Here is a 24,633-nt window from a genome sequence, read left to right on the forward strand (position 1 = left end):
TGTGCATTCCTTTTATAAGTCGCTTAGGTCTATTTCATATATCATCTGATCTGGCTCTTTTTCCTGATGAAAAAAGATGACCATATACCAGGGCAGATATGTGATCCCATTCTCTGACTCTATATTTCCTTTTGAAAAGACAACCGACTCTTTAAATTTCCAGTTTTCAACCTGTAATGCACGATCCAACGCTTTATGTTTATGGTAATCATTTCCAGATTTTACTTCTACAAGCTCAACCGACAAACCTCTTTGTAATACAAAATCTAACTCTCCAATCTTTTTTGAATCATAATAATTCAAATGAAAGCCACCTGCCTGAAGGTTCTGTGCAAACGCATTTTCAAGAATACTCCCCATATTAACATCCACGTTTCCCATTAGCAGATCGAACTGAACATTTTCCATACAAGCCGCACACAGCAAACCGACATCACCCATATACAATTTGAAAAGATTTCTCTTTTCGCTTAACTGCAATGGGGGCTGAGGTTCTGCTACGTTATAACATGCCAGTGCGACTCCTGCATCTGTCAGCCAATTAAAGCAATCCTCATATCGTAACATTCTGGCATCCGGATGGATACTACTAAGTTTAAATCTGCGATTTTTTTCATTTAACTGGGATGGAATGCCATCATATATTGCTTTGATCTTTGCTTTCTCATTCTCTGATGCGTATTTTGCAATATCCAATCGATATAAATCCAAAATACTTCTCTGGTTCATAACAACCTTTGCAACATCATGTGTATCTACATAAATCTGCACATTTTCAGGCATGCCACCCACTACAAGATAACTATAAAAAAGCTTGCTTAATGTTTCATGAACCGTATCTGAAACCCTTGAAGCATTATCATAACATTCTTTTAAATAATCAAATGTTGACTGCTGTATTCCATTTGCCCACATATATTCCTCAAAATCAAGCGGATACATAGGCAATATCTGTTCAAATCCAACCGGATACGAACTGATTTCTTTATAACGCACTCCCAGTAATGAACCAGATTCTATATAATCAAATCTTCCATCCTCAACAAGAAATTTTATCGCAGCTCTGACCTGCGGGCATTCCTGCACTTCATCAAATAAAATCAACGTTTTTCCCGGCTCAAGACTTTTGTGCAAATACGCAGTTATATTTGTAATAATTTCATCAGCAACCAGTTTTCCCTCAAATATTCTGGAAGCATTTTTGTCCGTTACGAAATTTATCTCTGCAAAATGTTCATATTCTCTTGCTCCAAATTCCCGGATGAGTGTTGTCTTTCCAATCTGTCTGGCTCCTATTATACATACTGCCTTTCCTTTTGATTCATTCTTCCACTTTAAAAGCTCCTGATATGCCTTTCTTCTTAACATTTTTCCACCTCCCATATATACCGTCTATAATCAATAGTAACATTTTTCTCAAATTTTTCAAGCCCGTCTGTAACATTTTTCCACGTTTTTCTCCTTATTTTATAACATTTTTCCACATTTTTTACTGTCTGTCTGTAACATTTTTCCTGTTTTAAGGAAACAACTTGTTTTGATATGTTCCGGCTCCTGCAACGATTGCTTACGATGTCTTTCCTGTATGCTGCAAAAACTAAAAAGGGCTGCTGCCCTACGAATGATTCTTCGTAAAGCAACAGCCCCATTTATGATTATTCATATCTGACATTTCTATCAGAAGGAGACAAAATGATTTACTTTAATAATTTTCATACAGGAAGTGAAAGAATTATCCTTCAATTGAGATATATTTGCTTTCCTCAACCTTTGGCTTCTCTTCTTTCTTTGGTACGCTGATCTTTAAAACACCATCTTCAAATTTTGCCTTGATGTCTTCCTTTTCAACTGCCTTACCAACATAGAAGCTACGGCTGCAAGAACCACAATATCTTTCACGGCGGACATATTTGCCTTTCTTGTCCTGATCGCCTGTTTCTTTCTTCGTTGTACCTGTGATGGTCAGGTAACCATCCTTCAACTCTGCCTTTACATCTTCTTTCTTGTAACCGGGCATATCAATATCCAGTTCAAATGAACCTTCGGTCTCTTTTACATCTGTCTTCATAATATTAGCAGGCTGTGTATAACCTGTTGTCACTTTATAAGGACGTGCAAAATCATCAAAAAAATCATCAAATAAATTTTCTCCAAAAATACTAGGCATCAACATAAGTCATTCCTCCATTCAAATACATACATTTTATTCTTTTGTGTGCTGACCATTGTCAGAACACGTAATTGTTATTTTTCCGGAACTCCGGAACCTCCATCAGTCTCTATCTGATGTCCTCTCCTTCGTTCTGATTATGTTATACCACTTGTATTAGCACTCGTCAATAGAGAGTGCTAATAGTTTTTGTGAAAAATCTGTGAAGTCTTGTAGATTATTCTCCTGCACACATTCCCCGCTCTGCCTTAAGCTTTTCATTTGCCGCTTCCACATTCATTCTGGAAAGTATAAGCAGGATTAGTATATCAAATATCAACGGCAGCCACAGATACATGAACTGCATCATATCAAGAGCCGACTGTGGCTGAACCGCCATCGTTCCTTTATAACCGGACAGTTCAAGGAGCCAGCCGACAACCGCCGTTCCGATTCCTCCTCCGATCTTTACACCAAGCGAAGTACAGGAGTACATAGTTCCGTCAACCCGCTTTCCCTGTGTCAGGTAGGTATATTCGGAACAGGAAGCAATAACCGCATTCATATCTCCCTGCCAAGGTCCCTGGCCTAGCGCTGCAAGAGCTGTAAATGCCAGCATAAGCGGGATGCTTCCAATATAGCCGGCAACAACAACCAAGCTCTGCCAATAACCGCTATGATATATCCTCTAAGGTTCAGCTTATACATGCCCTTCCATTTGCCAACCAGCGTCGGTGTAAATATCAGTGCTATAATGAGGGGAATATTTACTGCCCAGGCAAACTGCCCGAACAGATTCTTATTCTTAAGAACCCATGTCATATAGAACAGACCCGCACCGATCATGGCACTGTAAAGCTGCTGCAAGATGTAAGTTCCACAGATCATAATATAATATTTGTTCTTAATAAGGAGCTTAAATGCCTGAACCAGACTATACTTCTCCTCGGTTTTCTTCGGCTCTCCATCGTTTAATTCTTCCTCCGGAAGCTCCTTCACAGACAGACCGGAGATCGTATTTACCACAAGACCAACTATCGCATAGATGATTGCTACTAATCTCCATGCCGCCGCATCTCCACCGCACCAGTCCACGAATCCGACCGTGATCGTCTGGATCAAAAGGCTGGTTGAAAATGCAAATATAAACCGATAAGAACCCATCTGAACTCGTTCTTTGCTGTTCTTTGTGATCAGTGAGGTAAGTGCCGAATACGCAATATTATTTGCCGTGTAAAACACACCATTTAACAATGTGTATGCAATGAAAAACCATGTATACTGTGCAGCCTTACCCATACCGGCTGGAACTGCAAAACATGCAACCAGCGTGATTGCACAGCCAATATATCCATAGATCATCCATGGTCTTGCCTTTCCCAGTCTGCTGTGTGTCTTATCAATCAGGGATCCGAAAAATACATCCGTAAATCCATCAAATAATTTGGATACCGCGATCAGTGTGCCGACAATGCCTGAAGCAAGTCCGACCGTATCCGTCAGGTATACCATGACAAAGGATGTCAGAAACGCATATACCACATTTCCCGCGATATCTCCCGAACCATAACCTACTTTATTATACCATTTTAAATATTTCTTCTCTTCCATCCGTATCTCCTCCTAATTAACCCCTCACAAACGGTACCAGCGTGAAATCAAACCGGAACTCATTTTCACTGAACCTGTATTCATCCGAAACAACCGGGCCACAGCTGTTCGAACCGATTCCATTCTGTGCATGATCAATACAGAGCACCGTACTGTCGGCTTCCGTAAGCTCATAATTGTGTTTCGTCTGCGTAAGCACTTCCTGAGTGTAATAAGAGGCATTAAATGAAAATGTATGTTCTGCAGCAACAGCCATTCCATATCGCAGATTTGTCAGTTCCACATAATCACAGTCATAGTGGCTTCCATTCTCCTGCGGCATGATGTAATCTTCATGAAGCTCCTGCACAGAACTTCTGAACAAGCCATGGCTGGCAGCTCTGTGCTTGTCGCGGTAGCTTTCCTGTGGTCCCATGCCATAATAGGCAGCCTCAGAAAGCTTCTTATCCAGAAACATTCTTATACCAAATCTTGGAAGATCCGGGAGTTCCTCATCTTTTACTGCTGTTATTCCCGCAGCAATTCTGCCTGCGCCATCTATTTTCCACATAATCTCTACATCGATCAGCTTTTGAACGGTTGGAGCTACCACACCTGCATGGCACATGATCATTACTCCGAATTTGTTCTGAAGGATCTGTTCACTATATGCTCTTGTGTATGCCTCATCATAATGAGCCTTCTCCCATTCTGCCCGGATATACATATCGTTATCTGTAGGCGCACGCCAGATGTTAAGCTCCATTGGATGATTCAGATATTCCCTGCCTGCATACTGAAGTCCGCTGAACAAGCCGGTACGCTTATCCAGCCGATATGTGAAGCCATCACCATTTAACACGATCCATGCATCGTCTTCCTCTACCCTGATATCGGATACTTCCACATCCGAAGCCGTCCATTTGGCAGCTGTCTGGTTTCTTCCATCTTTATTCTCAAGCAAAAGTTCATCAAAGCCCAATACATGACCCGCAGAAACTAACGGAAGCTCTTTCTTTAACTGATAAGAAAGCTTCAGATATACTCTGCCTGCCGTAGGAACATCGATATCAAGCCCCACGGTGCAATCACTGTGCGGAGCAGCCGAAGCACCCACTACCTTGCCCTTCTGAACACTTAAGCCATCCTGAGTTACCTCATAACAGATATCCACGAAATCCTGAATATCATCAAAATCCATATAGTTATGGAGGGTAAGCGTTCCGCTCTCCTGATCAAATGACCGAACTCTGACCGGGCGGTAGACATTTTTGTATTCGAGCAGTCCGGTATGCGGGGTTCTGTCCGGATACACAAGACCATCCATACAGAAATTACCATCATGTATCGCCTCTCCATGATCTCCGCCGTAGTAATACTTCGTCTTTCCGTTTTCCGCTTGATCATGCGCAACTGCATGGTCGCACCATTCCCATACAAATCCACCGCACATGCGGTCATCACTGTGGATCATTTGGAAATAATCTTCAAAATCTCCGGGACCATTTCCCATGCTGTGGCAGTATTCAACCAGCAGAAATGGTTTGCTTCCGTCCTTTTCCAGATATTCCTCGATCTCTGACAGCGCCGGGTACATACGGCTGTACAGATCCAGATTCTCATAATTATAGGTCGCATCATAATTTCTGTATCTTGCACTTTCATACTGGGTAATACGGGATGGATCATACTGCTTCGTCCATGCAAGTGCTTTTTCAAAATTGCAGCCATATGCACTTTCATTTCCCATCGACCACATCACGATACAGAAACGGTTCTTATCTCTCTCGACCATCCGCTTCACCCGGTCAAGAATAGCCGCCTCCCATTCCGGATTGTCTGCAATCTTCTCATTCCACTTTTTGAACCGGTTGTAGTCAGTATCCTCTTTGCGATATAACATATATGGGCCATGTGCTTCTATATCCGCCTCGTCGCATACCATGAAGCCATATTTGTCACACATCTGATAAAAATACGGTGCATTTGGATAATGACTGGAACGGATCGCATTGAAGTTGTGCTGTTTCATAAGGGTAAGATCCTTTTTTATCTTCTCCACATCCACTGTAAAGCCGGTTACCGGATCAGAATCGTGCCGGTTGACACCGCGGAATTTGATCTTCTGTCCATTGAAGTAAATAACTTTATCCTTTATCTCTATCGTTCTGACAGCGATATGATCAACGATCGTCTCATTTTCACTCTGCAAAATAAGTGTATACAGATATGGATTCTCGGTGTTCCAAAGTGTCGGCTGTATAATCTCAAATGTGAAAGCTCCGTCATGCTCTGCCTGTCCTTCCGCTACAACCACACCATTCCTGTCTTCGATCGTAACCTTAACCGCTGTCTCCTGATAAAAGCTCAGATCGAGCTTCACCTCAGCCTTTTCCTTTAAAACAGAAGTCGTGATGCGGTAGTCGCGAATGGCGCACTCCGGTCTTTTCAGAATATAGACATCACGAAAAATTCCACTCATCCGAAATTTATCCTGATCCTCCAGATAAGAACCATCACACCATTTCATGACAAGGACAGCAATCGTATTTTCTCCCTCTTTTAAAATGTCTGTCACATCATACTCACCGGTCATATGGGATACCTGACTGTATCCGACATATTCCCCATTTATCCACACATAGAAGCAGCTATCCACACCTTCAAAATTCAGAAATGCCTTTGCCGCATCCACATCCTTTGCATAAGAAAAGGTATGCACATAAGCTCCACACGGTATATCCTGTGGGACATATGGTGGGTCAAATGGAAATGGATAGCGGATATTTGTATACTGGTGTGTATCATATCCTGCCATCTGCCATACGCCCGGAACCTCGATCTCGTCAAATGCTCCGGTGTCATATCCCATCTCATAAAAAGCATCCTTCACATCATAAATACTTTTAAAATATTGGAATTTCCATTTTCCATTTAATAACTGTAACCGATCTGATCCTTCTCTGTGCTCGACCAGATCATCCATCCTACAGGAAGCCGGTACATAGTATGCCCTTGCAGGCTGTGTATTTTCATGTAATACATTCAAATTCTCATAATAACGTGGCACTATCATAAGTCATCCTCCCTTATATGTACTTTTTTGTTTTCGACTATTCTTATGTTTTTGATATTATTTGCAAATATTATCTTGTTATTTCGTTTTGTCTGTATTTATCATACACTTGAACAGCATTTCTGTCTATGAACCGGAATGGACAGAATATGGACAAAATGATACAATATCAATAAATCTTTTTATATTACAATCCTACAAATAAAGGAGAGCTTCATCATGTATATAAATACCGGATACCTGAATCATTCCTACCTTGATTTCAAGGACAAGCGCAGACCGCTTATTGTCGGAAGCTGCGGAACATACCGCTTAAGTGGCGACCCGAAGATGCCTACCTATCGTCCTAAGGGCAGACAGGACTACCAGATCATCTATATCGCATCCGGGCTTGGACATTTTCATTTTGATAAGGCTGAGAATGAGACGATCGTTCCTGCCGGCAATATGGTACTCTACCGCCCGAAGGAACTACAGAAATATGAATATTACGGTGCAGATAAAACAGAGGTTTACTGGATTCATTTCACCGGCTCCGATGTGAAGAATCTTCTGAGGAAATATGGATTTAAAGATAACCGGAGAGTATTTCCTGTCGGTTCCTCTCTGGAATATGAACATATATTTAAACAGATCATCCTGGAGCTGCAGCGTTGTCAGGATGATTATGAAGAAATGCTGGTTTTACTGCTAACACGCCTTTTAATCGTATTTAAACGGGAGCTGTCACGCGAACATATCCTGAAAAATGAATATCTGGATCGTGAAATGGACTATGCAGTTTCCTACTTTAATGGAAACTATAATAAAGACATCAGCATAGAACAATATGCCGAGTCAAGAGGAATGAGCGTGAGCTGGTTCATACGGAATTTCAAGAAATACACAGGCATGACCCCGATGCAGTTCATCGTATCCCGCCGGATCAACAACGCCCAGCTTCTCTTAGAACAGACGAACTATTCTATAAATGAAATAGCCAAGGTCGTAGGATATGATGACCAGTTATATTTCAGCCGGCTGTTCCGGAAACAAAAGGGCTTCTCCCCCTCTCAATATCGGAAAAGAGGCGCGCATACAGTATAAAAGAAAAAACATTGCCCAGTTCCAGCAATGTTCGTTTAGTAAAAATGCAACTGGCTGCCATTTTACAGGCCCTATAGCTCTGCGTCACATCCTTTAGAATGCTTTGCCAAATATCATATATGCTTTATATTAATATCGGATATAAAAAAGTCAATAAATACATGAGAATTTTATACGCTTTGTGTATTTCCCGTATTTTATACATAATCTAGTCGTCACACACCAGCCTGCTAATAAAATAACGGATATAACGCTGCGCCATCTGTACAGGTTCAACTGCTGCCTCTGCCTATAATAAAATATTTCAAACACATCCTTATCAGCATATAATCTTCTCTCCGACATCTGCTTCCATTCACTGGACGACTCCGCCCAGAAATCAAAGTCTGACCACTTTGCAGGCAGATTTATATTCGGTAAAATATTCAGGTAGTCCGTTACATAGTAACAGTCCGAACTATAGCCATGGTGTTCACCGACCTCTGTGGCATACTCCCCTCTGTAGTTCTCCTCCGATATATCGATCACCAGACCACTTATTTCTCTATGCTCAACAAGCTCCCAGTCTTCTCCACGTTCCTGACCTGCCTGAATCAATATAAAGTTATCCTCTGAATCCGTTACTGACCGCACAACATGATCAACACCTTGGACTGTCACCGTATACCCTGTAGCATAAATACTTCCGAACAAATGATATGCCAGCCCGCTGCTTATAATACATCCGCCCATATCATTTTCTGCCAGTCTTCCACTTATACCGAGCATATCCTCCACGTCAAAATCTACAGTTACTATATCTGCCGTGATCTGCTTATATACGCCATTACCTGTTACCGATACATCCCTGTCAATAAGATATGTGCCTTTTATATAGTCTTCATTTTTCATTTTGTTATATGTGACCTGTTCTGTCGTAAGATACGCATAATTTCTGTCATTATCATAAGTTCCGCTGATATATTCCGCATGTATGATATTCCACACCGCCATACCTGATAATAAAGCAGCTCCCAGTATACCAATCACAAATCGTTTCATCGTCAACCCCTCTATTTCTCCCGAACCGTATCCCCTGCTTCGATCTTCTTGTCCGAACTGGCTATGATCCTGTCGTCGCCTGTCAGGGAACTTTTCTTAATTCCTACTTCATAATTATTTGTATCTCCTACCGTCACATATACTTTTGCAGCCACAAGCTCTGTTCCAAGGATCGTATCCTTTGATCTCTCTACAAGCACATACGAACCTACAACATCTGCATATATCGCGGACACCGGAACGATAAAATCATATTTCTCAGACTGATGGGAGATATCTGCCAGAACACTGTCTCCTACATTTACCAGTTCACCGGATATAACCGTCTCCACGATATACCCCTGCTCATTTGTGGTATCACTGTATACTGCCGTTACTTCCGTATTCACACTGGTATCATTTATATGAAGAATAACTTTATCTCCTTTTTCTATATAACGCTTCTGCTCACTCGTTACCGGGATTCGTACTGTATATTCATCCGAGCTCTCCATAACCACAAATGCTGCCTCCTCTGTGGTTCTGCTTCCTACATCCACCCGAACCTCTGATATAAGCCCCTCCACCTCGGAATATATGACACCCTCATTTGTGGTCAGCTTTTCCAGATAATTCAGCTGTCTGTCCACATCCGCAATATTCTCTTCCACTAACGCTCTCTCATCTCCCCATGCGTACACATATTGTTCCTTCAGATTCTTCCGCTCAAGTTTTTTCGTCAGATATATGGATGAAAGCTCTCCTGCCTCGATCTTCATAAGCCTGTCTCCTTTCTTTACATAACTTCCCGTATGCACATATATTGCCTGAACCATGAGATCAGGATAACTGTATACAGGAGCCCTGCTGTCGCCCTCGATCATCACATCCTGTACGACATCCCTTGATATACTGCCGGATGATGCATATATAATCTCTACCTTGGGCGTCAAGGTGCTGCTTGCAAATCTTGACATAACAGTTCCTGCAACAACGATTACCAGAAATATTATTATAATTCTTACGATCCTAAATCCTTTTTTCCGTTTCATATCATTTTCTCCCTGTAAATTACCCTGCGATTAGTCATCCGCAGATCCTATGGATATGCCCTCTGCCAGAATATCTTTTCCGATATAAAATATGATAAGAGAAGGAATACAGCTGAACAGAGCAAATGCAAATGCTTTTCCTGCACTTCCCCCAGTCACATCCGGCAGATATACCGATAATGGCAACAGATATTTGTCCTTTAAAAATACCACCGGCTGCTCCACGATATTCCAGTACTCAAGAAATCCCAGTATCACTGCTGCAAGAATCCCTCTTTTTGCTATCGGAACCGCCATATAGATAAAGACCTTAAAGCCACCCGCTCCATCCAGTCTGGCAGCCTCTATCACCGAATCAGGAACCTGTTCAAATGCACTGTACATAATAAATATAGGGAATGTAGAGAACACAAATGGCAGTATGACCGCCCAATGTGTATTTATCATATTCAACCTGTTCAACACCAGATACTGGGATAACATCGTCACCTGAAATGGCAGGATCATACAGAACACATATAACCCATATATAATCTTCGACAGCCTGTTCCGGCTTCTGGCAAGCCCCCACGCCGCAGGAACAGCAAACACAAGCTGTCCGATAAGTATAACGCCCACGATCTTCACAGAATTCCAGAAAAGCACATAGTATTCCGGTGTATCAAACAACAGCTCGATTATATTCTTAAATGTCGGATATAAAGGAATGAAATGCCAGGAAGCATAACCTGAACCTCCGCTTATAACAGGAGCTGCGATCTGTTCAAGCTCCGATTCTCCCATAAATGCTCCGCCGATCAGAAACACCAATGGCAGAACGGACAATGCTGCGCCCATAAGCACGAAAAACTTTATGGACAAATGTACGCCCTTTGAAACCCATCTCATCTGCACCCTTCCCCTCTTTCTTGTTGCTTTGGTTTTCTTAATAAGAATCCCCTACGGATTTTTAACTTCACACCATACCAGTCTGTAAGACATATACACTTTATGATCAATATCACACCAAAGAACACCAGCGCAGTCAGAACCGCTCCTGCTGTCAGCTTACTGATCTCCAGCTTCTCAAACCAGTTATTAAATATATGCTGAATCTGATATATCATCATATCTGGATATCCTCCTGCCATAAGATACTGTTCACGAAAAATCTTCAGCGAATTTACAACCGACAGCATAGCCACGATAAAAAACGGTCTCCTGATATTTGGAAGCGTGATCTTCCAGATCTGTGTAAATCTGCCAGCTCCATCAACTTTTGCCGCGTCATATATCTCCACCGGAATTACAGACAAACCCGACAGCCAGATCAACATGTTATATCCAATATTTTTAAATATAAATGTGCATACAAACAGCCAGAAAACTGCCCTGCCGGAAAAGAAGCTTACCGGTTCGCCAAGTCCCCACCTTATGATCATATTATTCACCACGCCCTGATCATCAAATAATATACGCCATACTACAGTGAGGGAATTTGACGGAATCGCCATCGGGATAAGAAATGCAAATTTCATAATATTACTTTTCATTCCATGAACCTCTATAGCCACTACCAGCGAGATAACGATCAGCAAAGGTACACTCACAAGTTCAAAACGTATAGAGTTGCCTGCCGCCAGCCGGAATGCATCATTCTCCATAACCAGAGCATAATTTTGCAGACCGGCAAAGCTTCCCGTTCCTGATTTCTGAAACGATGATATAAATACATCCACAAGCGGTATGATCACGAAGATCATAATACCCACAAATCCCGGTATGATAAATTCAGACGTTCCATTCATTTCTTTTCTATCTATCTTCATGATTATAAAACGCCTCCCTGACCATCCATTTCTATTCTTTCAGATATACATTTAACAATTTATCAATTATATTCAAAGTATCCTCAAGGCTCGCATTTCCTTCCAGATAATCAGTCGCATTTTCCCTTATCATGCTGCGAATTCTTACATCCGGATTTGAAGGCACACAGAGTCTGCTCAACTTATCTATATAATCTTCCAGATACTCGTCCGTCCGCCAATATGTCCAGTTCAGATAATTATTCCCGCCGACTTCAATAGCACCTCCCGGCGTTCCCATACTGAGAGCATCCTCATTCCATGCCCGCACGCCATCCATATTTACCGGATTTCCACATTCTGTTCCATAATACTTTTTCTGTACCTCTGCGCTGAATAACGCTTTTACGAACTCAACCGCACTATCCCTGTTCTCCTTTTTGCTATTGACCGCAAGGATTGTATTTGGCACATATATCATTCCCTCATCCGTACCCCACGGTTCATAGTCATAATCACGGTTTGCCGTGTTATCCTCCATTCCAACCATGGAATCTTCCTTTATGCTGTAAAACAACCATGCCTCGCTCATCGTCTTCATATCCACAAATGCCAGCTTCCTGCCAGACCATTCCCGGTTAAATAACGGGCTCATATATCCTGAATAATTGTCTTTTATATTTTCCTCATAAGCTCCGAACCTTGCAGTCCAGTCATTGATCTGATCCTGCGTCGTTCTCGCCATCTCTAAGTCGTATAAAAGTCTGAGATCCTCCAGAAATTTCTTTAGCATTTCTCTGTCATAATGCTCCTCCATATCAACGATCTCCGATGCATATACAGGATACAGGGTATCAAAATAAGACTCCAAATAGTAAAATGACAGATCATTCCCATCGGCTGGTTTGTCCTGACTGTTTATATAAGCCACAAGGGATTGAACATCGGTCACATTCCTTATCTCAGCCTCCGGCCCGATAACTGCTGTAAATGTCTCCATGGCGGGTATGGCATATACTGAACCATCCTCATTCTTATATGTATAAAGTACATTCTTAAGGCAGGATGGATTCTCCTTCTGTATATCATCAAGAACCTGCGACAGATCCATAAGCACCCCTGTATTCTCATAGCTTTTTACATTCAATCCATCCATGATAATGACGTCAGGTCCTTCTCCTGCAAGAAGCTGTGTATTTAAAGAACTTATGGCATCCTTTTCTGATATTCCATTCTGGTCATCCACGCCCCATATGTACTGCACCGTGATATCCGAATGATCACTTTCATACCACGTGATCAGATTTTCGTAACTCTCTGTGTAATAAAGAGAATATACGGTAACGGTTCTGCTGTCTGAAGCTTCTTTTGTACTGTTATAAGCTGCATATGCATCGGATGATGAATATACAACGATCCTCTTATTTCCACTCTTATCACCAGTGACAGCTACAAATGTATCCGAATCCTCCACAACAAAGTCATATCTTATATCAGCACTTTTAAATGTCGTAAGCCTTGTCCCCAGCTTGTCAGAGAGCTTATATGCAAATAAACCCGTTCCAAGCATAATGTATATCTGATCAGACTTTTCATCATACTTCATGATATTGCTGCAGCTAAGTGCATCTTTTCCTTTCTCCGAAGCTGCATCTTCAAGTCCTTCCGTCAAGGTATCATCAAAAGACGTAATCGTTTCCAGCATATGACCATCCGATATATCATAGGTCTCTATATCCCGTGCTGTGAGAACAACCAGTTTATCACCAGCTACACAGATATCCGTATAGTCAGAATTTTCTATTTCGTATTTCTTCTGCCCTTCCATGGAAAAGCATTGTATCACCCCATCCGCGCAACCAATGATATATCCATCAGCCGTCAGTCTGATATTTTTTACATTTTCTTCTATATGATCTGCCAGTATCTGAACTGTATCATCAGGCATCACCTTCACGATTCTGCCCGTTATATCTCTTTTATCATCCATCCTGCTGACTGCCAAATACATGCTCCCGGCTTCATCCATATCTGCTGCCGTGATCATATCCGTTTCGTCCATAACAGAATCAAGCTTAAGTTCTTCCTGCCGGAAATCTCCATCCGGCTTTTCTCCTGTCAGCCTGATATAGCCCCCATTTTCAGCTTCTCCGATGCATACATATTCATCTTGAACCTTGCCAAATCCACAGATCTGGGTCATATCAAGCTGTGCCATCCGGTATTCCGACAAACCCGCCTCTGTCTCTGTAGATTCTGTTATCTTATGGTCCCCACAACCCCAGCATAACATCATGCCAATAAGCATTATTAAATAAAACCCGATACGTTTCATGTCTACCTCCCTTATTACAAATACTTTTACAATCATTTCCACTTTCGATATATCGATTGTAACACCACCGATCTGCACGATTGTCTAAAAAACATCTAAATTATATATATTACTTTTAAACATCTGGAAAATGAATTACTATACTTATTGTATTAATGATATTTTATACCGTAATAGGGAAATGGAGATTTACATGAAACTGCTGCTCGTAGAAGATGATACAGATCTGGGAAAAGTACTAAAAAGACAAATGGAAGCACATGGTATCACCGTATACCTGTGTACAACTGGAAAACAATGCACTGAACTGATATATTCAGGTGTTGATATCGATATAATTGTGCTTGACTGGATGCTGCCTGATAAGTCAGGTCTTGATATTTTAAACCAACTATATTTTGACAAAATCTCAATTCCCATCATAATGCTTACCGCCCTCGGCACACTTGAAAACAAAACAGCAGCTTTTTCACTGGGTGCTGACGACTATATCGTTAAGCCATTTGAATTTGATGAATTACTGGCACGAATAAATGCTCTTTACCGCAGATCCCACCAGATCCATTCATTTGACTATTCTTATGGTGATATCAATTATCTCATAGACAGCCGCACGATCCAATGTGACGGCCGGTCTGTCCAGCTCACAAATCGGGAATCCCAGCTATTTGAGCTGCTGCTCAGATCAGCCGGTAAACTTGTCAGCCATGACGAGATTATCGAAGCTATATGGGGGCTTAATTCCAATGTTGGAAATGGAAATATCCTGAATTATGTTTATTTTCTGAGGAACAGACTGAAAACGGTTCACAGCCGAATTACGATAAAGGGAGTATACGGAAGCGGTTATACCCTTGTATATGAAAAGGAGGAATCACCAAAATGATAGAACAGCTCAGGAAAAAACTCACTGTATTTCTATCCTCTGTCATAACTATAATCCTCGCAACCATGTCCATATTGCTGTTTTATGCTGTCGTGCAGGAATATTCAAACAGCACATATGCTTCCTACTCTAAAGATACAAATCTGTTATATTCCTATCTGAACCAGACAAATATTATCGATATGAACATTCTTAATGAATACAACACCAAAAACCTTAATATCGATATACTGCGAAATGATAAAAAGGTCTTATCGACAGAGGCTTTCAAAGAAAGTAAAGCCATCCTTCAGTCCGCATCGCCTTATATGCAGTCTGAATATTGGGATGACTATTACAGTACCATAAACAAAGGAGACAGCCACCGCCGATTTTATACTGTCCGATATGACCATACGGATTACTGGAACAGCTACAGCATTATAAATATAGGGGGCACCTACTATACCATACATACGGTATACAACAATGCTCTCATCTCTGCATACAAAATAAAGATGAGTATTCTGTTTTTGATCGTAACGGTGATCGCAATTATCCTGTTGTCTATCGTGTCATATTTTTTCATGAAGAAGATTCTTATACCGGTAAATGAAGCCTATCAGAAACAGGATCTTTTTATTGCTGTGGCTTCGCATGAATTAAAAACTCCCCTTGCCATTATAAAATCCTGTCTCAACGGACTCTCCGGCAATCATCTAAGTCCGGCTGACAAAGACTATTTATCCACAGCAGACAGAGAATGTAACCGGATAACAGATATGATAAATAATCTTCTCACATTTGCAGACATAAAAAAATCCGGCCGGGAAAACTTTAAAGATACCCAGCCGGAAGATATTATTATTGAATGTTATGATCGTTTCGAGCCTGTCGCGATTCAGAAGAATCTCGACCTTATTGTTTCTCTGCCGGATGATCCGCTTCCTCTTTGCTGTATGGATAAGGACAGAATACTTCAATGCATCTCCATTCTGGTTGATAATGCGATATCCTGCACAACAAACGGTCATGTCTCCCTGTCTGTATCCACGCAGAATAAACGACTGTGCTATACCGTGGCAGATACGGGTCCGGGCATAAGCGATGAAGATAAACCGCACATATTTGAAACCTTCTATTCAAAGCGCAACAATCACAAAACACACTTTGGTCTGGGTCTCAGTATCGCAAAAAGCATAGCAGATCTTCATAGCGCTGAACTTACAGTATCAGACAACTCCTCTCAGGGAAGTGTATTTTCCCTAACATGGAATTACAGCTTACCTCCGTATACCGGGAAACCACCGCTCTTACCATAGCTTTCGATATGCTTGAAATGCTTCAGAAGTTCCATATCTTCTGCGCTGATCTCAAAATCAACCTGTGCATTGCTCTCCATATGTGCAGGATTTGCTGTCTTTGGTAATGAGCTCGTTCCAAGCTGTAAGGTATAACGGATACAGAGCTGTGGAACAGATACATTGTATTTTGCAGCCATAACTTCAATCTCCGGTTCATGAAGGATCTCACCATGAGCGATCGGTGAATATGCCTCAACTGCGATTCCGTTCTTCTGGCAGTATTCTAACAGTTCCAGTGGAGGCTTCTTCGTAGGTCTTATGTTCAGCAACGACCTTTGATACAACAAACAGCTTATCACACTGAATACCGCAGGTTCTGATTCCTTCCCCTACGCCTTGCTCGTTGCCATATGCCTGTGCTGTATCAAAATGACGATAACCAAGCTTCACAGCCGCCTTAACTGCATCTGCCATGTCTCCATCGTCTATAAACCAGGTTCCAAGATCTAACTGTGGAATTTCTACACCATTTGCCAATGTTAAAGTATTTGTATACATATTGTCTCCTTGTTAAACTTTATGCTAGACATATTCTACAACTTAAAGTGAACTTAAGGTCAAGCGTTTTTATATATCTTTTTAGTAAAATGTAAAACTTAATTTCCGATTATAAGACTTAATTCCTGATTATAAAACTTAATTCCCGATTGAAAGATTTAATTCTTTATAAAAACAGATATTTCTCTACTTCGGTCAGGGAATCCAGAATGACATCCGACAGCTCCTGCATTTCTTCCGTGACCGGTGCAAGATCCGGCACCATGATCGGATGCAGTCCCGCTGCATGTGCAGAACGGATACCATTATAAGAATCCTCTATGGCGTATGCCTGCTCCGGCATCACATGGATCTGTCTGCATGCTTCCAGATAGATATCCGGCTCCGGTTTGCTCCGCTTTACCATATCTCCGCAAATTACCCGATCGAAATACGGAAGGATACCTGCATCCCGAAGCTCCTGTTCGACAACTGCTTTCCTGGTAGAAGATGCCAGCGCAACCTTTCTTCCATTCTTTTTTAATGTCTGCAACAGACCGGTAACTCCCGGTTTCATCGGAAGCTTTCCTCCCGCCGCCTGTTCATGGAACAGTGCCGACATCTCCGCCTTATACTCATCATAAGGAAAATCTGCTCCATACACCCCAAGCATCAGTTCTTTGGTCGCATCCTTATTCAGTCCCAGACATTTGTGACAAGTGTCTTCTATGTTCTTGATTCCATATTTATCCGCAACGACCTGCCAACACTTTATAACCAGCAGCTCCGAGTCGAATATAACCCCATCCATATCAAATATAACCGCTTCAAATCGTTTCATTGTTTCAATCATGCACCTCCTTTGCTTCAACATATCACAGCTTTTATCACCCGTCAATGCATTGTCATTATGTATTAATTTTAATAACACACAGCATAAACATTCCTGTAACACAACGAAAAAACAGACAAATATGTAAATCCTACATACTTGTCTGTTTTTCATTCTATCGACGACAGCTAATTACTGCGCCTTTGCTGTTTTCTTCTTCTCTACCGCTTTCTTGCTGTTCTTGCCATTTGCAGCATCCTTCTTCTTACCAAATCCGGTCTTGAAGTAGTACCACAATGGACCAGTTACACAGATAGAAGAATAAGCACCGATTACGACACCGGCCATCAGAGTAAATGCGAACTCTTTGATCGCTGCTACACCCATTACATATAATACGAAGATCGTAACAAATGTTGTTAAGGATGTATAAATATTTCTGGTGATCGTCTGGTTAATACTTAAATTAACGATATGCTTGTAATCTTTCTTTGTTCCTGCATTTGCGATATTCTCACGGATACGATCGAATACGATGATCGTTGCATTGATCGAGTAACCGAAGATTGTCAGCATACATGCGATACAGGTATTACCAACGGATAACCGAAGTAAGATATACAGAACAAATACCATAGCTACATCGTGGCAAAGGGCTAATACCGCACTTACACCAAACTTCACATCCTTGAAACGGATTACAATGTAGATGAGCATCAGAACGGCTGCAAGTGCTACAGAAAGGAATGCATCCCTTGTCATATCGCTGCTGGCTGAACCACTGATATTATCGGAATTTGTTACTGTCGCACCGAGCTTCTCGCTGAGTGCAGCTGTTACCTTTGTCAACTGAGAATCATCACCCTGAGTCGTAAGCTCTGTGGTCTTGAATACGATCTCATTTGTACCGGAAACAGTCTGAACAGAGATATCTGCCTCACTGATGCCTGCTGCCTCAGCGATAACAGGAACAATGTCTTTCTCTGCCTCAGATAATGAATATGCTTTGTCAAATTCTGCTGTGATTGATGTACCACCTGCAAAATCAATACTTAAATTCAATGCACTTCCCTTTGTCTTTGCAAAGATCGGCATGAAACAGAAGCCGATCACGATGACAAGAACAGAAGCGATAATACAATATTTACCACCCTTTACAAAATTAACCTTACCAGGCTCTTTTGCTTTTCCAAAATATTTTACATCTGTTACGCCAAGTGTTACAAGTGCATTCAGTACCATCTGAGAGATAACAAGTGCTGTGAATACAGATAATACGATACCGATTGCCAGTGTGATTGCAAATCCCTTGATCGTACCGGTTCCGAAGATACCAAGCACAAGTGCTGCGATCAGGGTTGTCACGTTACCATCGATGATCGCTGATAACGCATTATGGAATCCGGCTTTTACAGACTGCTTAACAGAAGCACCTGTTGCCAGTTCTTCTTTAATACGTGTAAAGATAACGACGTTCGCATCGACCGCCATACCTACAGAAAGGATGATACCTGCAAGACCCGGAAGTGTCAATGTAACATTGAACAGGTTCATAACAAGTAAGATCATAAATGTATAAAGTGTCAATGATAATGATGCGATCAGACCCGGAATTCTGAATACGCAGATCATGATAATGAAGATACAGATAATACCAATGATACCTGCTTTGATCGTTGTTGATACTGCTTCTGAACCAAGAGTTGCTCCGACAATATTAGAACGTACCTGCTTCAGTGTCAGTGGCAATGCACCGATACGGATCGTAGTAGCAAGGCTGTCTGCCTCTTCATATGTTGAAATGCTGTTGATAACAGCATTTCCGTCTGTAATTGCCTGCTGTACAGTTGGTGCACTTACAACTTCACCATCATATACGATATAGACGATCTTTCCTACATTTGCTGTTGTTACATCTGCAAACTTCTGAGCACCTGCTGTTGTGAATGACAACTGTACTACATTGTCATCACCGGTCTCTGTAGAATCAATCTTGGCATCTGCACCCTTAATATCATCACCGGTAAGAGCTGGAGTATATTCCTTGCCCTGTGACCATAATTCATAATTCTCAGGATCTAAGAACTCTAACTTACCTTCGATACTCAGGTCTTCCAGAATTGCATCTGCATCTGTTACACCCGGAATTTCGGCAGTGATCTTACCATTTCCCTCTGAATATACGTTATGCTCTGTTGTATGGGAATCAATACGTTTCTGCAGCTTATAGATCGTATCCTGAACATCTGCATCACTGTAATCCTCATCCTGAATCTCATAGGTTACACTTAAGCCACCCTTCAGATCAAGTCCAAGGCTGATATACTTTGCTTTTCCTCTGTCGCCTACACCAAACAATGCAACGTAGATGGAACCCGCAAGCACAAGCAGGAACAGGATCAATACCCATATGGCTTTTTTTCTTGCTTTCTTCATCTTATTTACCTTTGTCCTCCTTATTGATTTTCTTCTTCATCTGCTAATGCGGCTTTGATCATGATCGCACATTCGATACGCTTCTTCTGAAGTTCACATCCGATATCATACGCATCTAATATATTTCCATGGAATTTATATGAGTTCGCCGCACAGCCACCGCTACAATAGAATCTTGCAAAACAGTCCTTACACTTGTCCTTTGCATAGACATTGCAGAGCTTAAACTCATCAACAAGTTCCGGCTTCGTAATACCTTCATTTACATTTCCAATGCAGAACCCATCCTCACCGACAAACTGATGGCACGGATAAAGGTCGCCCCATGGTGTAACTGACAGATATTCTGTACCTGAACCACACCCCGACAGACGTTTGGCCACGCATGGTCCCCCTGTCAAATCTATCATAAAGTGGAAGAAATTGAAGCCCCTTCCTTCTTTATGTCTTTTGATCATCTCTTTTGCAAGGATATCATACTGATCTAACAGATATGGGATATCCTCTTCCTTTATCGCATAAGGCTCGTCCGGCAGAGATACAACCGGCTCAATGGAGATCTGGTCAAATCCAAGATCTGCCATGTGTAATACATCCTTTGAAAAATCCAGATTGTTATGCGTATAAGTGCCTCTTACATAATAACTCTTTCCGGCACGCTTCTTTGCAAATTCCTGAAACTTTGGAAGTAACAGATCATAGCTTCCCTTTCCATTTCTGGTCGGACGCATGTAATCATGAATCTCTTTTCTTCCGTCGATGGATAATACGACATTTGCCATCTCTTTATTGGCAAATTCCATTACCTCATCATTTAACAACACACCGTTTGTTGTCAGTGTGAAACGGAATTTCTTATTATGCTTCTCCTCCAGGCTTCTTCCATATCGAACGGTCTCTTTTACGACATCCCAGTTCATAAGTGGCTCACCGCCGAAGAAATCGACCTCAAGATTTACACGGTTACCGGAATTGGCAACGAGGAAATCCAGAGATTTCTTTGCTATGTCAAGTGGCATCAGACCTCTGTCACCCTTGTACTCACCTTCTCCTGCAAAACAATATCTGCATGCAAGATTACAGTCATGTGCAATATTGATACACAGAGCCTTTACCACTGTTTTTCTCTTTTTAAAATCAATGATATAATCTTTGAATATGTCTTCTGTAAATAGTGTTCCGTCTTCTACCAGGCCGGTTACCTCGTCATAGGCTTCCGATACTTCATCCTTATCATAGGATGGCAGCAATTCTATTACCTGTTCTTTTGTATGATTTTCGTAATTTGCAATAATATCATACACAAGGTCATCCACTACGTGAACAGACCCACTACATACATCGAGTACGATATTATATCCATTACTTTTGTACTGATGTACCATACAAATTCTCCCATCTTGTGAATTAATTTTTCTGACACGCAACGAAAGAGGACTGTCATTTGTTTGACGGTCCCCTTTGTGGTTGTCTGTCTACAATGATCTCTTACTTGTTCTCAGCATTCTCACAGCTCTGATTTCCGACTGTGCATGATGTCTTACAAGCTGACTGACATGATGTCTGGCATTCGCCGCATCCGCCCTTAACCATTGTGTTCTTCATTGTTCTGTTTGTGAGTGTCTTTATTCTCTTCATAGGTACACTTCTCCTTTTTATGTCATATAGCGAAATTATAACACAACATGCTTTAAAGTCAAAGTATTTTTACGAAAAACTTGTCTCTAACCCAGCATTCCGCCAAGCATTCCGGCCGCCAGACACAGGATCACATTCGTCAATGTCCCTCCGGCAGAGATATGGATCGTACCGTTCATAATGAAAGATACAATACCGATCACCAAAACATAACACACTCCAAGCATTAATCCCCAGATATATTTTTGCTCCTTTACCATCTTGCCGGTAAGAAAACCACCAAGGAATACAGAGATGCCATGAATGATGATAATACTCAGATGAATCACCGTATCACCCAGTCCCAGCTTGTACATGAGGAATGCCGTTATAAGCAGCAGGATTGCCGTTATTATGTAAGATACCGCAAGTGCCTTTAAAAGGCTGAAAATTTTCTGTCCTGTAATCATAGAAAAACCTCCTGACACTACTATATGCCGGAAGGTTTTCTTTCATTCCAGAGATCATTCTCTATTCTGCTATATCAATCATTTTCAGATGTCATTTTCGAAGTCAAACTGCTTCATCAGTCTTCAAATAATTCCGTCAGCTCAAATATATCGTTGCTGATACGGTCTGCTTTCTTCTTCGTTTCTTCATCCGGTTGGATCAGATCGATCACCATAAGGGTATACAGCCCTGCATCGTGGGAGGCTGTCACACCATTAATGGAATCCTCTACTCCAACTGTCTCCTCCGGCTTCGTACCAAGCTTCTCACAGGCTTTCAGATAGATGTCCGGGTATGGTTTTCCGCGCTCGATCTCATCCCCACAGATCACATCATCAAAATACGGAAGCAGTCCGCTTCGAACCAGTTTATCCTCTGCCCGTTCCCGATCCGTCGAGGTTGCAACCGCCATCTTGATCCCTCTTGCCTTTAAAGTCTTTAGTGTCTCGATCACGCCATGCTTTAATTCAACACCATGCTCATTCATATATGCTTCGACCATATCCACTGTACGTTGTCTGAATGCAAGATAATCAAAATCCTCGCCCATCTTTTCTTTCATCACATGTGCATTTGTCTTCTTGGTTCCACCTGCCATCCGGTCACAGATCTTCGACATCTCATTCTCCGGGATACCGATGGACAATCCATTCTTCAACCAGCACATTCTGTATACCTTCTCGGAATCGATCAGGACTCCATCCATATCAAATGCTACCGCTCTTAATGCCATTTATGTCACCTCATTGAAAGACCACGCCTGTTCGGGCGTGGTCCCTTTCTTTCTATAGTCATGTTTTATTTACTACTGTGGCTGTTTCTTCTTTTTTTCATGATCAGAAGAAGGATCACTGCCACAACTGCAAGAATTGCAAGAATAATGATAACGATCAGGATCGGTGATGTCTTTTCCTTTAACTGGAAGGAGAATACCTCATCTGTTGCACTGTCATAGGTCGATGTAACATTTCCCGCTGTATCTCTTGCAGATACCCGAACCTTATAATTACCATAGTTCTCAACCTGGAACTCATACGAATTCGTATCCTCATACAGTGCCGGATCAATAGTATCTCCGTTGATCACGATCTCTGTCAGCATATCATCTGCATCTTCCAGACCGATCTTCATGGTAAACGGATTTCTTACAACGCTCTTATCATCAACGCCTGTGATAATGATACGAGGTGCTGTTCCATCATAGGTAAAGTCAAATGTTTCAGTTGTCACATGACCAACCTCATCGGTAACGGAAATCGTCATTGTATGATATCCATCTGTCAGATCTGAGAAATCTACAAAATCAATACCATCCAGCTTTACACTTGCCTTAAATACAGATGTATCATTAACTGACCAGAGTGCATCATATCCCTTTTCCTTGATATCCGCAAAATCCTGACTGTTCAGAAGAAGTTCTCCATCTTCTGATCTTCTCTCAGTAAATTCAGCCATCTTTGCAGTCTTGTCAATTGTTGGCGGTGTATTATCTACCGTAAATACCATGTTGTAATCATCTGCTTGTTGCCAAGTGCATCTTCTGCTGTAACTGCTATGGTATATACACCATCCTCATCAAATCTCTGGCTTCCACGGCTGACTGCCGCATTACTGCCAAAGTTTGTAAAGTAAGAGGAAGATACGTCCTCGCCATCCTTCTGTACAGATATATTTACCTTATTCGAAGCAAAGAAGGACTCTGTTACTTCTATGTTCATATCTACATAATCTGTGTTGTTTACAGAGCTTCCACCAACTGTCTCATACTCATTTACGGCACTGTTCTTGCTGTTCACTGCTGATACCTTAAGCTCTGGTGCTGTCTTATCTACCTTGAATGTCTTAGTAACAGCCGTTGCAACATTACCTGTCATGTCCTTTGCATTAAAAGTGATTGTATATTCACCATCTTCATCAAAGGTATAGGTCGCAGTATGCGGATTACCGGACGAGAAATTACCGGTATTTAAGGTTGCAACTGTTGATGCTCCTGTTCCATCCGTCTTTTTGGTAATCGTTGCCGTAATGTCAGCACTGTTCATTGCTTCTCCATCATAAGAGAATGCAAATGCCTCATTTACTGTCAGTGTCGCCGTACAGGATGTATTCTGTGAATCTGCAACACCTGTTATCGATAATACAGGTGCTGTCTTATCAATCCGGAAGGATACATTCTCTGCGATCTGTTCATTACCAGCCTTATCATCCGCAGAAACAGTGATCTCATAATCGCCCTCATCTGAGAATACGATCTCCGGATTTACAGAAGTGTTATTCCATTCTACTGTTCTGTAATCTCCGTCATATGCAACTGCACCGGAAGCATCCTTCCGTTTTACATGTACGGTATAGGACTTTCCTTTATAATTATCTGCAAGGTTCACATTAAGTGCTACATTTCCATTATTCAGCTTATTCACAGTTGCAATTCCGATCG

Annotated in this window: 21 protein-coding genes, 1 pseudogene and 1 riboswitch; of the genes and pseudogenes, 3 read left to right on the forward strand and 19 right to left on the reverse strand. The window is 41.6% G+C overall.

What is annotated here, in order from left to right:
• Positions 1 to 12: 12 nt before the first annotated feature.
• The 4 genes and pseudogenes from DXA07_RS00255 to DXA07_RS00275 all read right to left on the reverse strand — a co-directional run bounded on the left by DXA07_RS00255 (position 13) and on the right by DXA07_RS00275 (position 6,815).
• Complete coding sequence (locus tag DXA07_RS00255; RefSeq protein ID WP_118482807.1) at positions 13 to 1,368, reverse strand: AAA family ATPase; 1,356 nt, start codon at positions 1,366 to 1,368, stop codon at positions 13 to 15.
• Between the two features lie 364 nt (positions 1,369 to 1,732).
• On the reverse strand, positions 1,733 to 2,173 hold the full coding sequence (locus DXA07_RS00265) for an Hsp20/alpha crystallin family protein (RefSeq protein WP_118482811.1): 441 nt from the start codon (positions 2,171 to 2,173) through the stop codon (positions 1,733 to 1,735).
• Positions 2,174 to 2,387: 214 nt separating this feature from the next.
• Positions 2,388 to 3,760 (reverse strand): annotated as a pseudogene (locus tag DXA07_RS00270) (glycoside-pentoside-hexuronide (GPH):cation symporter).
• A gap of 16 nt (positions 3,761 to 3,776) precedes the next feature.
• Positions 3,777 to 6,815 (reverse strand): glycoside hydrolase family 2 TIM barrel-domain containing protein, encoded by a 3,039-nt coding sequence (locus DXA07_RS00275; RefSeq protein ID WP_118482813.1) that lies wholly within the window; start codon positions 6,813 to 6,815, stop codon positions 3,777 to 3,779.
• Between the two features lie 219 nt (positions 6,816 to 7,034).
• Between DXA07_RS00275 and DXA07_RS00280 the strand changes: the two genes are divergently transcribed.
• Complete coding sequence (locus DXA07_RS00280; RefSeq protein ID WP_118482815.1) at positions 7,035 to 7,901, forward strand: AraC family transcriptional regulator; 867 nt, start codon at positions 7,035 to 7,037, stop codon at positions 7,899 to 7,901.
• A 42-nt stretch (positions 7,902 to 7,943) separates the two neighbouring features.
• A riboswitch (cyclic di-GMP riboswitch) is annotated at positions 7,944 to 8,019 on the reverse strand.
• A 32-nt stretch (positions 8,020 to 8,051) separates the two neighbouring features.
• On the opposite strand, the gene DXA07_RS00285 is transcribed toward DXA07_RS00280, so the two are convergent.
• Genes DXA07_RS00285 through DXA07_RS00305 form a run of 5 tightly spaced genes read right to left on the reverse strand, consistent with a single transcriptional unit; the run spans position 8,052 to position 14,095 of the window.
• Complete coding sequence (locus tag DXA07_RS00285; RefSeq protein ID WP_118482817.1) at positions 8,052 to 8,942, reverse strand: ABC transporter permease; 891 nt, start codon at positions 8,940 to 8,942, stop codon at positions 8,052 to 8,054.
• A gap of 11 nt (positions 8,943 to 8,953) precedes the next feature.
• Positions 8,954 to 9,973 (reverse strand): hypothetical protein, encoded by a 1,020-nt coding sequence (locus tag DXA07_RS00290; protein WP_118482819.1) that lies wholly within the window; start codon positions 9,971 to 9,973, stop codon positions 8,954 to 8,956.
• 30 nt (positions 9,974 to 10,003) lie between these two features.
• Positions 10,004 to 10,861 (reverse strand): carbohydrate ABC transporter permease, encoded by an 858-nt coding sequence (locus DXA07_RS00295; RefSeq protein ID WP_118482820.1) that lies wholly within the window; start codon positions 10,859 to 10,861, stop codon positions 10,004 to 10,006.
• Complete coding sequence (locus tag DXA07_RS00300; protein ID WP_118482822.1) at positions 10,858 to 11,781, reverse strand: sugar ABC transporter permease; 924 nt, start codon at positions 11,779 to 11,781, stop codon at positions 10,858 to 10,860. The genes DXA07_RS00295 and DXA07_RS00300 overlap by 4 nt, the downstream gene beginning before the upstream one ends.
• A 31-nt stretch (positions 11,782 to 11,812) precedes the next feature.
• Positions 11,813 to 14,095, reverse strand: coding sequence for an ABC transporter substrate-binding protein (locus DXA07_RS00305; RefSeq protein WP_182427532.1), 2,283 nt, complete (start codon positions 14,093 to 14,095; stop codon positions 11,813 to 11,815).
• A 193-nt stretch (positions 14,096 to 14,288) separates the two neighbouring features.
• Here DXA07_RS00305 and DXA07_RS00310 point away from each other — a divergent pair, with 193 nt between their 5' ends.
• Together DXA07_RS00310 and DXA07_RS00315 are read left to right on the forward strand one after the other, a co-directional pair.
• Entirely contained in the window at positions 14,289 to 14,981 is a 693-nt protein-coding gene (locus DXA07_RS00310; RefSeq protein ID WP_182429547.1) for a response regulator transcription factor, read from the forward strand.
• Positions 14,978 to 16,282: a HAMP domain-containing sensor histidine kinase gene (locus DXA07_RS00315; RefSeq protein ID WP_118482828.1), complete on the forward strand. Its 1,305-nt coding sequence runs from the start codon at positions 14,978 to 14,980 to the stop codon at positions 16,280 to 16,282. Before DXA07_RS00310 ends, DXA07_RS00315 begins: the two co-directional genes overlap by 4 nt.
• Here DXA07_RS00315 and DXA07_RS13820 read toward each other — a convergent pair.
• The 10 genes from DXA07_RS13820 to DXA07_RS00360 form a co-directional block, all read right to left on the reverse strand.
• Complete coding sequence (locus tag DXA07_RS13820) at positions 16,237 to 16,593, reverse strand: aldo/keto reductase (RefSeq protein ID WP_348980707.1); 357 nt, start codon at positions 16,591 to 16,593, stop codon at positions 16,237 to 16,239. The two genes, DXA07_RS00315 and DXA07_RS13820, sit on opposite strands and share 46 nt — an antisense overlap.
• On the reverse strand, positions 16,517 to 16,822 hold the full coding sequence (locus DXA07_RS13825; protein ID WP_348980708.1) for an aldo/keto reductase: 306 nt from the start codon (positions 16,820 to 16,822) through the stop codon (positions 16,517 to 16,519). Before DXA07_RS13825 ends, DXA07_RS13820 begins: the two co-directional genes overlap by 77 nt.
• 166 nt (positions 16,823 to 16,988) lie before the next feature.
• The gene (locus tag DXA07_RS00325; RefSeq protein WP_243013937.1) at positions 16,989 to 17,654 is read right to left on the reverse strand and encodes an HAD family phosphatase; all 666 of its coding nucleotides are present in this window, start codon (positions 17,652 to 17,654) and stop codon (positions 16,989 to 16,991) included.
• Positions 17,655 to 17,825: 171 nt separating this feature from the next.
• On the reverse strand, positions 17,826 to 20,069 hold the full coding sequence (gene secD / locus DXA07_RS00330; protein ID WP_117822489.1) for a protein translocase subunit SecD: 2,244 nt from the start codon (positions 20,067 to 20,069) through the stop codon (positions 17,826 to 17,828).
• 20 nt (positions 20,070 to 20,089) lie between these two features.
• A complete protein-coding gene (gene scfB, locus DXA07_RS00335) occupies positions 20,090 to 21,454 on the reverse strand; it encodes a thioether cross-link-forming SCIFF peptide maturase (protein ID WP_117808505.1) in 1,365 nt (454 codons plus the stop codon).
• 103 nt (positions 21,455 to 21,557) lie between these two features.
• Positions 21,558 to 21,707 (reverse strand): six-cysteine ranthipeptide SCIFF, encoded by a 150-nt coding sequence (gene scfA / locus DXA07_RS00340; protein ID WP_008401634.1) that lies wholly within the window; start codon positions 21,705 to 21,707, stop codon positions 21,558 to 21,560.
• Between the two features lie 86 nt (positions 21,708 to 21,793).
• The gene (locus DXA07_RS00345; protein ID WP_117808504.1) at positions 21,794 to 22,156 is read right to left on the reverse strand and encodes a TIGR04086 family membrane protein; all 363 of its coding nucleotides are present in this window, start codon (positions 22,154 to 22,156) and stop codon (positions 21,794 to 21,796) included.
• A gap of 116 nt (positions 22,157 to 22,272) precedes the next feature.
• On the reverse strand, positions 22,273 to 22,929 hold the full coding sequence (locus DXA07_RS00350; RefSeq protein WP_118482830.1) for an HAD family phosphatase: 657 nt from the start codon (positions 22,927 to 22,929) through the stop codon (positions 22,273 to 22,275).
• A 65-nt stretch (positions 22,930 to 22,994) separates the two neighbouring features.
• Positions 22,995 to 23,702 (reverse strand): hypothetical protein, encoded by a 708-nt coding sequence (locus DXA07_RS00355; RefSeq protein WP_118482832.1) that lies wholly within the window; start codon positions 23,700 to 23,702, stop codon positions 22,995 to 22,997.
• The gene (locus DXA07_RS00360) at positions 23,687 to 24,616 is read right to left on the reverse strand and encodes an Ig-like domain-containing protein (RefSeq protein ID WP_118482834.1); all 930 of its coding nucleotides are present in this window, start codon (positions 24,614 to 24,616) and stop codon (positions 23,687 to 23,689) included. Before DXA07_RS00360 ends, DXA07_RS00355 begins: the two co-directional genes overlap by 16 nt.
• Positions 24,617 to 24,633 lie beyond the last annotated feature (17 nt).

This window comes from Clostridium sp. AM54-37XD (assembly GCF_003478225.1).
Lineage (GTDB): Bacteria > Bacillota > Clostridia > Lachnospirales > Lachnospiraceae > Coprococcus > Coprococcus ammoniilyticus.

Coding starts and splice junctions, on each gene's coding strand:
- DXA07_RS00255 (WP_118482807.1), bottom strand. CDS start 1,368: ATGTTAAGAAGAAAGGCATATCAGGAGCTTTTAAAGTGGAAGAATGAA.
- DXA07_RS00265 (WP_118482811.1), bottom strand. CDS start 2,173: ATGTTGATGCCTAGTATTTTTGGAGAAAATTTATTTGATGATTTTTTT.
- DXA07_RS00275 (WP_118482813.1), bottom strand. CDS start 6,815: ATGATAGTGCCACGTTATTATGAGAATTTGAATGTATTACATGAAAAT.
- DXA07_RS00280 (WP_118482815.1), top strand. CDS start 7,035: ATGTATATAAATACCGGATACCTGAATCATTCCTACCTTGATTTCAAG.
- DXA07_RS00285 (WP_118482817.1), bottom strand. CDS start 8,942: ATGAAACGATTTGTGATTGGTATACTGGGAGCTGCTTTATTATCAGGT.
- DXA07_RS00290 (WP_118482819.1), bottom strand. CDS start 9,973: ATGAAACGGAAAAAAGGATTTAGGATCGTAAGAATTATAATAATATTT.
- DXA07_RS00295 (WP_118482820.1), bottom strand. CDS start 10,861: ATGAGATGGGTTTCAAAGGGCGTACATTTGTCCATAAAGTTTTTCGTG.
- DXA07_RS00300 (WP_118482822.1), bottom strand. CDS start 11,781: ATGAAGATAGATAGAAAAGAAATGAATGGAACGTCTGAATTTATCATA.
- DXA07_RS00305 (WP_182427532.1), bottom strand. CDS start 14,095: ATGAAACGTATCGGGTTTTATTTAATAATGCTTATTGGCATGATGTTA.
- DXA07_RS00310 (WP_182429547.1), top strand. CDS start 14,289: ATGAAACTGCTGCTCGTAGAAGATGATACAGATCTGGGAAAAGTACTA.
- DXA07_RS00315 (WP_118482828.1), top strand. CDS start 14,978: ATGATAGAACAGCTCAGGAAAAAACTCACTGTATTTCTATCCTCTGTC.
- DXA07_RS13825 (WP_348980708.1), bottom strand. CDS start 16,822: ATGTATACAAATACTTTAACATTGGCAAATGGTGTAGAAATTCCACAG.
- DXA07_RS00325 (WP_243013937.1), bottom strand. CDS start 17,654: ATGATTGAAACAATGAAACGATTTGAAGCGGTTATATTTGATATGGAT.
- secD (WP_117822489.1), bottom strand. CDS start 20,069: ATGAAGAAAGCAAGAAAAAAAGCCATATGGGTATTGATCCTGTTCCTG.
- scfB (WP_117808505.1), bottom strand. CDS start 21,454: ATGGTACATCAGTACAAAAGTAATGGATATAATATCGTACTCGATGTA.
- scfA (WP_008401634.1), bottom strand. CDS start 21,707: ATGAAGAGAATAAAGACACTCACAAACAGAACAATGAAGAACACAATG.
- DXA07_RS00345 (WP_117808504.1), bottom strand. CDS start 22,156: ATGATTACAGGACAGAAAATTTTCAGCCTTTTAAAGGCACTTGCGGTA.
- DXA07_RS00350 (WP_118482830.1), bottom strand. CDS start 22,929: ATGGCATTAAGAGCGGTAGCATTTGATATGGATGGAGTCCTGATCGAT.
- DXA07_RS00355 (WP_118482832.1), bottom strand. CDS start 23,702: ATGGTATTTACGGTAGATAATACACCGCCAACAATTGACAAGACTGCA.